The organism is Proteus sp. G2300 (assembly GCF_009915965.1).
Taxonomy (GTDB): domain Bacteria; phylum Pseudomonadota; class Gammaproteobacteria; order Enterobacterales; family Enterobacteriaceae; genus Proteus; species Proteus vulgaris.
The window spans coordinates 94,568-107,105 of record NZ_JAABNK010000022.1 but is presented as its reverse complement, the minus strand read 5'-3'; the positions used below and the strand labels follow the sequence as shown (position 1 = coordinate 107,105).

Below are 12,538 nucleotides of genomic sequence, written 5' to 3'. Positions count from 1 at the left end.
CGGTATTCATTCGGTTGAGCATTAACTGTGTGATACACCGGCAAATGCCTGACGATACAATGTTTCTAATTGGTGTGTGTTTACGTCACGCGGATTTGTCGGCGTACAGCTATCTCGTAAAGCCTGTCCGACCATTTCCGTTAAACGGGCATAAAAGTCCGCTTCACTGACACCGGTATCGCGAATACTCTTCGGCATACCCATTTCATCTTTCAATACATTAATGGCGACGATTAAACTGGTTACCCCTTCTCTTACTGTGTTAGCCGGAAGTCCTAAGCTTTGAGCAAGATAGGCGTAACGTTTTGCTGCTTCACTATTACAATCACCATGAAGATTGGCGTTAAAGGCGACGACATGTGTCATCAATAACGCATTTGCACGACCGTGAGGAACGTGGAATACACCACCTAATGCGTGGGCAAGACTGTGAGTAATACCCAACGAAGCGTTAGTAAATGCCATGCCTGCAATACAAGATGCGTTATGCATTTTTTCGCGAGCAAATAAGTTGTCGCCTTGATGATGACAATCAATAAGATGGCTAAACACTAACTTGACGGCTTTCTCTGCCATTGCATCAGAAAAATCAGAAGCAGCTTTAGAAACATACGCTTCGAGTGCATGGCAAAGCACATCCATTCCCGTATCTGCAGTGATCGCAGGTGGTACAGATTTCACCAACTCAGGATCGAGAATGGCGACATCAGGCAACATAAACTCATCAACCAAGACCAGTTTTTCACTGCGTGATTTGATCACTGAAAAAGAGGTCACTTCAGAGCCCGTACCACTAGTGGTTGGGATCGCAATAAATTGTGGTTTTGTTCTGTTGCTCTCTTTACGGGTATGCCAGAGGGAGTACATAACGGCTTTCGCGGCATCAATCACAGACCCACCACCGAGTGCGATAACCAAATCTGGATAATGCGCATCCATGATCTTCATACCACTCACGATGGCTGAAATATCGGGATCTGACGCAACATCATCGTAAACTTGGAACTCAATACCTCGTTGCATTAACTTGTCAGTGACTTTATTTGCAAAGCCAAACTTCACCATTGCTTTATCTGTCACCACAAATGCGCGGCGGGCAGTTAACCCAGAAAGAAAATCCAGTGCATTGGTGCCAAACTGAATTTTGGGTTTTATCAGAAACTCACTCATGTCGTTATTACTCCTTACTGTCCCGATAAACCTTCTCAACAATGGCAACCACTGACATCGCTTTGTAACGTTCTTTGTTCAGTGCGAAGTATTCTTCAGCCAACACAACATCGTTGATACCTGCACCTACACTATCCACTGCAACATACGTTTTGTTCTTCAGTGGCTTAAGCTCATCATCTAAGGTCGCTATCATTAATAAATTGCTCCCTTTAAGTTCTGGGCTTTTTTGTGTCGCTACTACGTGTCCGATTACCTTTGCGAGGATCATGGTTTATATCGCCTTATATCAATGAGTTACTTACTCAGACGTCCGAGAACTTCCTTGATAATGCGTTCCACGTTTTCTTCGGTAATATCACCTTGTTCAATCACTTGTTGCGCGCAAGCACTGACCGTCGTTACATAAGGAGATGCACCAAAGCGATCATCACCTTGAGTTTGACGTTGTGCAGTGGCACATTCAGCATGAACAGGAGTTAAAGAAGGTGAACGAAAACGATCATCATCAAGAATGCTGGTCTGGTGATTTGCACTGGAAACAGAGCAAGCAGAAACAGCAGGTTGAGTAGCTTCTTGTGCTAAAGGGCAAGGTTGTTTCAACTCTTCGACGGTACGCACGCCATAACCTACTTTACGAATATTCAGTAAGTTCATTGGGCCGACGTTGTCAGAGCTAGAACCGCCACCTACAGCCCCACAGCCTAAAGTTAACGCTGGAGTAATATTCGTGGTTGCACCGATGCCACCTAATGCCGCTGGGGTATTAATCAGAATACGGTTAACCGGTTTTTCTAGAGAGAACTGACGAATAACATCTTCATTTTGGGTATGAATCACTAAGGTGTGACCTAAGCCTTCATTAGTCAGTAATTGCACTACGCGATCGCACGCCGATTTCCAATCTTCTTCGATATACATTCCTAAGATTGGGCATAATTTTTCGCGTGAATACGGATTTTTGGGTGAAACGGTATCTTGTAGTGCGATTAATACGCGCGTATTTGCGGGTACACTAAAACCAGCACGCTGACTTAAATAAATCGCATCTTTACCTACAACAGCAGGATTAATTGTGCCGTTAGCACGCAGTAACATGGAAGCCACTTTTGTTGCTTCTTCGTCATTCATAAAGTAAGCACCTTGTGCTAATAGCTCGCGGTGAACTTCGTTATAAATGCAACGTTCAACGATAATGGATTGCTCTGATGCACAGATAACCCCATTGTCGAATGTTTTACTGGTGATGATATCGCTAACTGCTTTTTTGATATCTGCACTTCGTTCGATAAAGGCAGGGCCATTACCTGGGCCACCACTGATTGTCGGTGTGCCTGATGCATAAGCTGCACGTACCATACCTTCGCCACCAGTCGCTAAAATTAATGACACATCTTTGCTGTGCATTAATTCTTTTGTCGCTTCCAGTGTGAGTAATGTCACGCCATCAACAATACCTGCTGGAGCACCGGCTTCTAGCGCCGCTTTTTTAACAATTTCTAACGCACGGAAACTGCACTGCTTGGCATTTGGATGCGGAGAGAAAATAATCGCATTACCCGCTTTCAGTGCAATTAGGGTTTTATAGATAATGGTTGATGTTGGGTTAGTTGAAGGAACTAACGCCGTGATAACACCTAAAGGCACGCCGACATCCATGACTTTTTTCACTTTATCGTCATTGATAATGCCAACGGTCTTCATGTCTTTCATATGTTCATACACACGCAATGACGCGAAGGTATTTTTCAGAACTTTGTCTTCCCACTTACCAAAGCCTGTTTCTTCGTTCGCCATTTTTGCCAGCTCTTCTGCGTGACGAGCCGCTTCAAATGCAATGTGTTTTACAATACTGTCGATTTTTTCCTGCGAAAATTTAGCGTAAACAAGCTGTGCATTTTTCGCGTTACGAACTAGCTCACGAGCCAGTTGTCTGGATTGCAAATCTTTATCTAATGCAACCATGTCTTCCCCCATACAGGAGTTAAAAAATTTAGCTGAATAACTTATTTCTTTGATTTACAGCACGCCCGAATAATCAGGCTTTGTGCTGTTGCGCGATTTTCTCGATATCGTTATGCGGTCTTGCAATCACACGAGAAGTCACGACAGTGCCGATACGTTTTGCCGCTTCAACACCTGACTCAACCGCTGCATTTACTGCACCGACATCGCCTTTCACCATGGCTGTCACTAAACCTGAACCGACGTTTTCATAACCAATCAGTTCAACATTGGCTGCTTTGCACATTGCATCAGCAGCTTCAATGCAAGCGACAAGACCTTTGGTTTCAACTAGACCTAGTGCTTCTTTCATATTTATTTCCTTCGTTATTCAGTCACTTTGTACTGGGCAACGATTTTTTGAATATCGTTATGTGGACGAGCGATGACTAATGAAGTCACAACAGTACCAACACGTTGAGCAGCTTCTAAGCCAGATTCCACAGCGGCTTTAACGGCACCTACATCACCTTTCACCATTGCAGTCACTAAACCTGAACCCACATTTTCGTAGCCGATTAACTCAACATTTGCCGCTTTACACATCGCGTCAGCTGCTTCAATACAAGCCACCAGCCCTTGAGTTTCAATAAGTCCTAATGCATCACCCATACGTTCTCCTAAGGCAGAAACTATGCCTTGTGTTTGATAACAATCTTGTTGATGTCATTGTGAGGACGAGCAATCACAAGCGATGTAACAACTTCACCCACCCGTTGTGCTGACTCCACACCTGAATCTACTGCAGCTTTCACTGCGCCTACGTCGCCTTTCACCATCGCAGTCACGAGACCTGAACCCACATTTTCATAACCAATAAGTTCAACGTTCGCGGCTTTACACATAGCGTCAGCGGCTTCAATACATGCCACCAGACCTTTGGTTTCGATCAGACCTAATGCATCACCCATTTTCATTTCCTCCGAGAAGCCGTTTAACGGTTTACGTTTGCCCATTGTGTCTGCGTGGTGATTTTTTAAACGCAGACGTTGGTTTCAAAATCACTATAACGCGCAAAAAATAAAACAACATATAAATCCATGTTATGGAGAAATATAGAATTTAATTCTGATATTTAGTGTTTTTTATCTCAGCATTTATTTAACCATGCTGTTTATTTGCTTTTTTCATCGTTATAAATTGATTAATTTCCACAAAAAATAGATTAAAAAACAGGCAAATTAACTTTGTTAGGAGGATGTTGAAAAGGTGCAAAAAGCCAGTACGTATCGATGGGAAAGATGTGCGGAATATCACTGATATTTCAACGTGAGATCAATAATTAAAAAAGGCTAAATCAAGTCTATATACAAATAGTGCTATTTTTTTGTTGATAACGTATTTATTTCATCTAAGGCTTTACGACAGGTATAAAAAGTAAGAGGGCACTCTTTATCTAACACCTATACATTAGGTGGCCATGCGATAATGAAATGGAGAAAGTATCATTTACTGGAAAGCACAAAACTACAACTGAGTGCTCATGCTTATTTAAGGGATGTTTTCAGTCTAAGTAAAAGAGGAAGAATCATCACACAATGACAGAGAAAATAAGTAAAAGAATTGGGTGTAATACATTAGGTCTTAGAGTAATGAAAAGGTGGAAACAGACGTACCACCTTATAAAAACAAGATCGATAATCAGGGTAGTTAATCAAATTTACTACCTGGTTTTAAGGTACAAATATAGAGGGGCGAATTGAGTGAACTTAATAGTAATGTTTTCTCATTAAGTTTTTGTGCATTAATAAATAGCCCATCATGACTATCTGACATTTCACGCATAAAATAATCAAAAATAACATCTGGGGATTCATCAATTGATGATGCACTTGCATTCCATTGACTAACAAAATAGTGTCGTTCTGTCGGTGAAACCCGTTTGGTCGTATAATCAAATTTCACATAACGTTGTAAATACAACCATCCCGCTTTTGAAGTGGTATAACCTTCAACAACAATCGAGCCTTTACCATTAGCACCAAATGAAAAATGAATATTACCATTTACATTTTCATCTTCCATATTTTCAAAGCGCATAATGCCTTTGGTTGAACATACCATGACACCTTCATTTTTAATGGTTAATAATCTTGTTGCAGCATAAGTGGCGACCAAGATAAAAATCAGGGCCGATAAAAAACATAAAAGTTTCCCTGAGATTTTCATTAGTATTTCCAAGAATAGTAAAAGTAATTGTCACAATAACTAAATGGATTATCTTCATTTTTCGCACAATGCGCTAAAAATACTCGCCCTAATCCATTTGTTTGTAATTTATCACCATAGAAAAAAACAAATCGTTCACCTTTTACACACTGTAAATTAAGCTTCTTTCTTACAGCATCAAAATTACGAACATAATTATCGCTTACCGCAGAATTAATCATGGCTTCATTAGAAAGTAATTCACAATCATTATGCGTTAATGGTGTCAGTGAAATTGGCTTTGATTGATGTTGATTAAAAAAAATGATCACGGCAAGAAATACCGCACCTAATAGAAAACCAATGCTAGCTAAATACCAACAAATTTCTGGTTTCTGTTTTTGTTGCGGTGTTTCTTCTTGTATAGGCTCTAAAGGTGTTTGCGTTAAAGATAAAGATGTCGTTGTTTCAACGGCTATTTTATTTTCATTCTTAACTAAAATAGGTGCTTCTTCATTTGTTTGAGTTGAAGGTAACAGCGTTGAATCATCAATGAGTTCAACTGAAATATCTGGATTAAACTCTAATCGCCCTTTTGCAATAGTGACAATGATATTTTCAATACCATAATGGCGAAATGTTTTTCGTAATAAACTCAAATATTGGTTTAAATTACTGTTTGATGAGACTAACCCATTATCATCCCAAACACGTTTTAATACTTCGTCACGATTAACAACACCTGGATGCTGAATAAAATAAAACAGTAACGCATTTGCGGTAATAGAAAGATGTGTATCAACACTCTCTTTTTCTAACGATATCGCGCCATCCGTTGCGTCGTAATAAATTAAGGCATTTATTTTGTATTTCATTGTGCCCTCATTCATCCTGATTAAAATTACTGATTTGCTGTGTTTGCCATATAGTCAAATGTCATTTCAGATAATCTTTCAACTAATGCGTTACGCTCTTCTTGTGAAATCGTAGGGCCTTCTGTTAATTCAGATAACCAAAGACCATCTGCGGCATAACGAATTAATGTACCTAAATAACTATTATCTAATTTATCGCCTTTGGCTAAATGATCTAACATCCAATCTCGCCAGCATTTACGCATAATAGGCTCGTTTGGCATTGCTAAAGATAGTATGGCTAATTGGCGACTTTCGTCTGACTGTTTTAAATCAGAAATATAAGTTAAATATGCGCGAGAAAAACGTCCCGCTTCAATAGGATCATTTTCCATAATAACTGCAATACGACTATCCATAATACCTAATAGCCGTTTAAATACTGCCTGCACTAATTCTAATTTTCCGGGGAAATGATGAAGTAGACCACCTTTACTTACACCCGCTTCTTTTGCTACGGCATTTAAAGAGAGAGAAGCTATTCCTTCATTAGCCACAATAATACTTGCCGCTTCCAATAATTGCTCTTGAACTCGGATAGGGTCTTTTTTTCGGTGATGCGCAGTTGTATTCATGCACAGGATGATACCGACCAGTCGGTATGTTCCTTATTGATCGAAATCAATCTGATTTCGACTGATGCTTATTATATGTAAATAATGCAGTTGACTTCACATTCCTTTATTTCCCAATCAAATTTAATTTAAAAAATTAAACTTATTTTACAAGATTGATCTAAATGATTAATTTAAAAATTAAAGGAATATAAATTTTGATTTTTATCAAAAAAATAAATATATTTATTATCTTAATTAAAAAACCAATTTAGAAAAAATAAAGAAATCAATATCTAATTAATTTCTTTATTTTTAATTACGATTATTTTTTCATATGGATCATTATCTCTTTACACTGCTATTTTTTATTAAAAATAGAATCACCACCAGTTAAATGGTGTTAAATTTGGTTTTATTTTTAAGTAAAAAATCCCATAATTCCATAATTTTACTTTCCGTTGGCGGAGTATCATCAATATTTTCTTTAGAAGGAACATCATAAGTATGGTCTTCAAAAGGAATACTATAAATATGGTCTTCAAAAGAAACATTATAAATATGGTCTTCAAAAGGAATACTATAAATATGTCTTTCAGAAGGTGTATTATGAATCAGTCCTTCAAAAAGAGTATTATAATAAGGTTTATCATTAGATGTAGTCACGAAATAAGCAACCTCACTACATTTATTTTCAATCATGTTTGAATTATTTTCATTTTCACATTTATTTAAAAATTCATTTATAATTTCAAGTGGCCTTTTTATTAGTTCATCCTTATTATTTACAAAGTTTATAGGTGTATGACTAATAAAACTCGGCTCTGTTGTAGCTTGTCTAAAAGGTGTATTACTATTAAATATACCCGTTATACCCGAACTAATATTAGAAAAAAAATCAACAATATTGTTTATTACTTTTCCTGCTCCTATTGTCAGTTGATTCACTGTATCTCTAAATATAGAAGTAATATTCATTATATATCCTTATATTAAAAATAATAAAATTAATCCTTCTAAAATATATTAGTAAATTTAAGAAATTCAAGTATAAAAAAACCTCCTTTAAATAAAGAAGGTTTTAAATTGATAATTGATAACTGTAATTAAATGCTGGCTTTTAATGCCTGCTCTAAATCTACAAGAATATCGTCGATATGTTCAATACCAATAGATAAACGGATCAAATCTCGAGAAACACCAGCGCGATCTAATTCTTCATCATTTAATTGACGATGAGTGGTTGAAGCTGGATGACATGCTAATGATTTTGCATCACCAATATTCACAAGACGAACAATGAGTTGCAATGCATCAATAAATCTAGCCCCGGCTTCTGCGCCACCTTTGATCCCAAAAGAGAGAATACCGGCAGGTTTACCTGACATATAACGTACGGCTAAATCATGCTCAGGGTGATTGCTTAAACCCGCATATTTAACCCATGCAACTTGAGGGTGATTTTGTAGATATTCTGCCACTTTCTGTGCATTTTCAGTATGTCGTTCCATACGCAGAGCCAGTGTTTCTAACCCTTGTAAGATCAAGAATGCATTAAAAGGTGACAGAGCAGCCCCCGTTCCACGCAAAGGCCCAACACGACATCTTGCTATATAAGCAGCTACACCAAAGTGCTCGACATAATTTACCCCGTGATAAGAAACATCAGGTGTATTTAATATTTCAAAACGATCTTTATGCTCAGCCCAAGGGAATTTACCAGAATCAACGACAATACCACCAATCGAATTGCCATGACCGCCAATATATTTGGTTAACGAGTGAATAATAATATCTGCGCCATGTTCAAAAGGACGACATAAATAAGGCGTTGCAACGGTATTATCAACAATCAAAGGCACACCATGACGATGAGCTACATCAGCCAATGCTTGAATATCGACAATGTTTCCGCTTGGATTTGTGATGGTTTCACAAAATACTGCTTTTGTTTTATCGTCAATTAATGCTTCTAATGCAGCAATATCATCATGGGGAGCAAAGCGCGCTTCAATACCAATACGAGGGAAAGTGTGCGCCATTAAATTATAAGTACCACCATAAAGTTTAGCGACAGAAACAATATTGTCACCCACTTGAGCAATAGTTTGAATAGCGTAAGTAATAGCTGCCATACCCGATCCTACGGCAACTGCAGCAATTCCACCTTCTAATGCTGCAACACGTTTTTCTAATACGTCATTAGTTGGATTCATGATTCGAGTATAAATATTACCGGGTACTTTTAAGTCAAAGAGATCAGCACCATGTTGCGTATCATCAAATGCATAAGAAGTGGTTTGGTAAATAGGTACAGCGACTGCTTTTGTCGTTGGATCAGGTGAATAACCGGCGTGAACAGAAAGTGTCTCAAGTTTCATAGCAATCCCTTTTTGTTGCATTTGTTCTTATCGTAATACTTATATTTTAAATAACTTAAATCAAAGTAAACGTTCTTAATATATAAGCCATATAAATAAGCGCATATTAACTCTGTCGTATAGTGAAAAAAATTCAAATTAAATTAATGCTATCCAGCCACCATACCGTCAATAAGGTAAAATGCCCTTTTTTACTATCATATTTGAGTTAAGGATCTTGTTTTTCTCGCTATTTTATCATTTTAAGTACTTTTATCTTTTTTTGACGAGTCGCTAACCAGCAAATTAAAGAGCCTCCGGTCACCATCATTACCCCTTGCCAAAATGAGAAGGAGAGTGCAGTAGACAATAATATTGATGAAAATGCAGTAGAAATAACAGGTGTAAAGTAAGAAAGCGTAGCTAATAAAGTCACATTACCTCTTATCATACCGATAGTCCATGCTGCATTAGCCAGCCCAATTGCCGCCCCTGTTATTAATAATAAAGTGATACTTTTTGTATTAACGATCCATTCTGCCGGTGTTGAAAATAAGTATTGCCCCCACAATGCAAGTGACGTTAATAGAAAGAAGGGCACAATACCGTTATTCCCTTCAGAAATAAGGCGAGTTAAATTACTATAAAATGCCCATAAAATGGCACCTGAAAACGCTAATATATAGCTTAATGGATTGCTTTGAATATTCTTCCATAAGCCTTCAATCGTGAGCGGGTTATCCCCACTAACAACCCAAACTAATCCACTAAATGAGCACAATAATCCTAAGATCAATAAAATTGAGAATCGCTGTTTATTGAGTATGACGGCAAGGGCTAACGTAAAACTAGGCCATAAATAATTCACCATGCCTAGTTCTATGGCTTGTGTTCTATCTGTTGCAAATCCTAATGCCAAAGATAAACATACTTCATAAGTGACAAATAATAGGGCTCCCCAAAAAAGATATCGTTTAGGAAAAAGTGATAGCTTAGGTATGCCTAGGATCAACATAAGAAACAGCGTCCCTGCGGTATAAATCAGAGCTGCACCTCCAATAGGGCCAAAATACTCACTGATATTACGAATTAAACCAACAATAGTGCTCCAAAGAAAAATAGCAACGATGCCATATAACGTTCCTTTTGCTGAGCTAGATATCATTTTGAGCCTTCAAATTTAAGATTTTACCATTAGAACCCATATTAAAATAAAACCAGAATAATTGCTTTAACCACTTTTATGCAAAAATAATAAAGAAAAACCTGATCAGTGAAACATTTTGTTACAATTAATATTAAGTATAAAACATATTGATCTACTCCCATAAGTAGTAAAAAAAGTGTCATTTATTTTATATTTTAAAAATACACCTTTTAATTTCAATTTAAAATGGATAAATAATATTTCTATTTTTCTTATAAATTTTAAATTCGAAATTTATATTTGAATAAAAAAATAGGCAATACTGCCTTTTTTTATCATAAAAAGTGTTATTTTTTGTATCATTTTATAAATAGTTTCACTATGAAATATATTTTATGAAACATCATCTTATAAGTACATTTACAGAATCTTTTTAGGACGCTCTTTATTAGAGTATTGAGACTGAATAAAAACAAAAAACAAAAACACAATGAATATCAATACAATACACGACATCATATAAAACATTAGATAAAATAATGTATTTTTCTATTTATTAACACTAAATATTGCCGATAGTTATCACGATATCAATAGATATCACCTATAAAAAAAGCCAAAAACGATCGTTTAAAACGATTTCTCTAATTTTTTTAGCACATCTATAATTTTTGGAAATTTGACTTAAGTGTGGATGAGCCTGTTTTATCGTTTCTACGATAATTGCGGTAATCGCTCTCTGTTAAATATATATAAATAGCCTTACGTTACACATCTAAGAAATAATTTTACCCCTATTATTCTCTATTTAAAAATAAGGAATAAATAGAATTAACCGTTAGCTTAATTTATTAAGTTAACGGGTAAGTATATATTTAAAATATAGGAACAATTAATGAAAAAGTTATTATTATCTGCAATTATCACTTCTGCAATGGCAGTTATTGCAACACCTGCATTTGCAGAAGACACCGGCACTCCAGCACCAACAGAAGTGACAGTTAATGGTGGTACCGTTAACTTTGAAGGTTCTGTTGTTAATGCAGCTTGTGGTGTTGATAGTAGCTCAGCAAACCAAACTGTTCGTCTAGGTCAATTCCGTGTTGCCGAATTTACCAAAAAAGGTGATGAGACAGGTCGTATCCCTTTTAGTATCAAATTAAATAACTGCGATATTACTGTTTCAACATTAGCTGCAATTACGTTTAATGGCACAGCTTCTGATGGCGATGCAAATGCATTTGCACTACAAGGTAGTGGCGCTGCTGCGAATGTAGCATTAAAAATTACGGATTCAAGTAGCAAAAACGTTGTTCCTGGCCAACCATCAACAACACAAAAACTCATTGAAGGTGAAAACCAATTAAATTACAACGCATCCCTTATTTCAACGGATGATACTGTTAAGGCGGGTAGCGCAAACGTTACCACAAACTTTATGGTGACTTACTCTTAATTGCTAATCATTTTTGATTGATATCTTATTGCCAAGGACGGCCTATTTTTTATCAACATGCAATTATCCTATAATTATTACCTAATATATTTCTATTATGAAAAAAATACTTACATTCCTTATTATTTTTCTCTTCCCATTATTATCTTATTCTAATGGGGTTTCATTAGGCGCCACACGTATTATTTATAATTCTAATATTAAACAAACCAACCTTGTTATTACTAATTCAGATAAACAAAATAGTTTTTTAATTCAGTCATGGGTTTCGGATAACCAAGGCATTAAAAATAACGATTTTATCGTAACACCTCCTTTATATATTCTTGATGCAAATAAAGAAAATGCATTAAGAATTATGTATACCGGCGCACCACTACCTGAAGATAGAGAAAGTTTATTTTGGATGAATGTAAAAGTGATCCCTTCATTACAAGATGAATTGGCTAAGGAAAACACACTACAAATAGCAATACAGAGTCGCATAAAGCTTTTTTATCGTCCGAGTCGCTTACCTGCTTATAATGCAAAATTTGCGAATGAAATTTCTTTTTCTTACCAAAATGGTGAGCTTATTGCGAATAACCCTACACCTTATCATATAACCATGGTGAATTTAGCTGTGGCCGATAATCCACTTCCAGCAAGCATAATGATAAATCCGTTATCTCAATTAGTGTTAGGAAAAGTAAAAAATAATGCAAGCATAATTTCATTCCAAACAATTAATGATTATGGCGCACAGACAGCTGTATTAAAAAAAGACATTTCTCATTAATGATTAC

General features: G+C 36.5%; 14 protein-coding genes. 2 read left to right on the top strand and 12 right to left on the bottom strand.

Annotated elements, in window-relative coordinates; genetic code table 11:
- Positions 1–21: 21 nt before the first annotated feature.
- From GWI97_RS10960 to yddG, 12 genes are all read right to left on the bottom strand, one after another.
- Complete coding sequence (locus GWI97_RS10960; RefSeq protein WP_036934512.1) at positions 22–1,170, bottom strand: 1-propanol dehydrogenase PduQ; 1,149 nt, start codon at positions 1,168–1,170, stop codon at positions 22–24.
- Between the two features lie 7 nt (positions 1,171–1,177).
- A complete protein-coding gene (locus GWI97_RS10955) occupies positions 1,178–1,441 on the bottom strand; it encodes a EutN/CcmL family microcompartment protein (RefSeq protein ID WP_036934514.1) in 264 nt (87 codons plus the stop codon).
- A 26-nt stretch (positions 1,442–1,467) separates the two neighbouring features.
- Entirely contained in the window at positions 1,468–3,135 is a 1,668-nt protein-coding gene (locus GWI97_RS10950) for an acetaldehyde dehydrogenase (acetylating) (protein ID WP_052038437.1), read from the bottom strand.
- 73 nt (positions 3,136–3,208) lie between these two features.
- On the bottom strand, positions 3,209–3,487 hold the full coding sequence (locus GWI97_RS10945; protein WP_006536328.1) for a BMC domain-containing protein: 279 nt from the start codon (positions 3,485–3,487) through the stop codon (positions 3,209–3,211).
- A gap of 14 nt (positions 3,488–3,501) precedes the next feature.
- The gene (locus GWI97_RS10940) at positions 3,502–3,786 is read right to left on the bottom strand and encodes a BMC domain-containing protein (protein WP_006536329.1); all 285 of its coding nucleotides are present in this window, start codon (positions 3,784–3,786) and stop codon (positions 3,502–3,504) included.
- Between the two features lie 20 nt (positions 3,787–3,806).
- Positions 3,807–4,085, bottom strand: coding sequence for a BMC domain-containing protein (locus GWI97_RS10935; RefSeq protein ID WP_004249182.1), 279 nt, complete (start codon positions 4,083–4,085; stop codon positions 3,807–3,809).
- A 739-nt stretch (positions 4,086–4,824) separates the two neighbouring features.
- Complete coding sequence (locus tag GWI97_RS10930) at positions 4,825–5,343, bottom strand: FidL-like protein (protein ID WP_036934516.1); 519 nt, start codon at positions 5,341–5,343, stop codon at positions 4,825–4,827.
- Complete coding sequence (locus GWI97_RS10925; protein ID WP_036934519.1) at positions 5,343–6,197, bottom strand: transcriptional regulator; 855 nt, start codon at positions 6,195–6,197, stop codon at positions 5,343–5,345. The genes GWI97_RS10930 and GWI97_RS10925 overlap by 1 nt, the downstream gene beginning before the upstream one ends.
- 26 nt (positions 6,198–6,223) lie before the next feature.
- Positions 6,224–6,811, bottom strand: coding sequence for a TetR/AcrR family transcriptional regulator (locus GWI97_RS10920; RefSeq protein WP_036934524.1), 588 nt, complete (start codon positions 6,809–6,811; stop codon positions 6,224–6,226).
- Between the two features lie 372 nt (positions 6,812–7,183).
- Positions 7,184–7,768 (bottom strand): hypothetical protein, encoded by a 585-nt coding sequence (locus GWI97_RS10915; RefSeq protein ID WP_161751978.1) that lies wholly within the window; start codon positions 7,766–7,768, stop codon positions 7,184–7,186.
- 128 nt (positions 7,769–7,896) lie between these two features.
- On the bottom strand, positions 7,897–9,171 hold the full coding sequence (locus GWI97_RS10910; RefSeq protein ID WP_123822409.1) for a bifunctional O-acetylhomoserine aminocarboxypropyltransferase/cysteine synthase: 1,275 nt from the start codon (positions 9,169–9,171) through the stop codon (positions 7,897–7,899).
- Between the two features lie 229 nt (positions 9,172–9,400).
- A complete protein-coding gene (yddG, locus tag GWI97_RS10905) occupies positions 9,401–10,315 on the bottom strand; it encodes an aromatic amino acid DMT transporter YddG (RefSeq protein ID WP_036934531.1) in 915 nt (304 codons plus the stop codon).
- An 877-nt stretch (positions 10,316–11,192) separates the two neighbouring features.
- On the opposite strand from yddG, the gene GWI97_RS10900 reads away from it, so the two are divergent.
- Together GWI97_RS10900 and GWI97_RS10895 are read left to right on the top strand one after the other, a co-directional pair.
- Positions 11,193–11,753 (top strand): fimbrial protein, encoded by a 561-nt coding sequence (locus tag GWI97_RS10900; protein WP_036934533.1) that lies wholly within the window; start codon positions 11,193–11,195, stop codon positions 11,751–11,753.
- A 97-nt stretch (positions 11,754–11,850) separates the two neighbouring features.
- The gene (locus GWI97_RS10895; protein WP_036934535.1) at positions 11,851–12,531 is read left to right on the top strand and encodes a fimbrial biogenesis chaperone; all 681 of its coding nucleotides are present in this window, start codon (positions 11,851–11,853) and stop codon (positions 12,529–12,531) included.
- The last annotated feature ends 7 nt before the right edge of the window (positions 12,532–12,538 follow it).

What these genes read in the sequence shown, in the direction of transcription:
- GWI97_RS10925 (WP_036934519.1), bottom strand. Translation starts at nt 6,197, where the DNA reads ATGAAATACAAAATAAATGCCTTAATTTATTACGACGCAACGGATGGC.
- GWI97_RS10955 (WP_036934514.1), bottom strand. Translation starts at nt 1,441, where the DNA reads ATGATCCTCGCAAAGGTAATCGGACACGTAGTAGCGACACAAAAAAGC.
- GWI97_RS10910 (WP_123822409.1), bottom strand. Translation starts at nt 9,171, where the DNA reads ATGAAACTTGAGACACTTTCTGTTCACGCCGGTTATTCACCTGATCCA.
- GWI97_RS10895 (WP_036934535.1), top strand. Translation starts at nt 11,851, where the DNA reads ATGAAAAAAATACTTACATTCCTTATTATTTTTCTCTTCCCATTATTA.
- yddG (WP_036934531.1), bottom strand. Translation starts at nt 10,315, where the DNA reads ATGATATCTAGCTCAGCAAAAGGAACGTTATATGGCATCGTTGCTATT.
- GWI97_RS10940 (WP_006536329.1), bottom strand. Translation starts at nt 3,786, where the DNA reads ATGGGTGATGCATTAGGACTTATTGAAACTCAAGGGCTGGTGGCTTGT.
- GWI97_RS10915 (WP_161751978.1), bottom strand. Translation starts at nt 7,768, where the DNA reads ATGAATATTACTTCTATATTTAGAGATACAGTGAATCAACTGACAATA.
- GWI97_RS10945 (WP_006536328.1), bottom strand. Translation starts at nt 3,487, where the DNA reads ATGAAAGAAGCACTAGGTCTAGTTGAAACCAAAGGTCTTGTCGCTTGC.
- GWI97_RS10920 (WP_036934524.1), bottom strand. Translation starts at nt 6,811, where the DNA reads ATGAATACAACTGCGCATCACCGAAAAAAAGACCCTATCCGAGTTCAA.
- GWI97_RS10935 (WP_004249182.1), bottom strand. Translation starts at nt 4,085, where the DNA reads ATGGGTGATGCATTAGGTCTGATCGAAACCAAAGGTCTGGTGGCATGT.
- GWI97_RS10950 (WP_052038437.1), bottom strand. Translation starts at nt 3,135, where the DNA reads ATGGTTGCATTAGATAAAGATTTGCAATCCAGACAACTGGCTCGTGAG.
- GWI97_RS10960 (WP_036934512.1), bottom strand. Translation starts at nt 1,170, where the DNA reads ATGAGTGAGTTTCTGATAAAACCCAAAATTCAGTTTGGCACCAATGCA.
- GWI97_RS10930 (WP_036934516.1), bottom strand. Translation starts at nt 5,343, where the DNA reads ATGAAAATCTCAGGGAAACTTTTATGTTTTTTATCGGCCCTGATTTTT.
- GWI97_RS10900 (WP_036934533.1), top strand. Translation starts at nt 11,193, where the DNA reads ATGAAAAAGTTATTATTATCTGCAATTATCACTTCTGCAATGGCAGTT.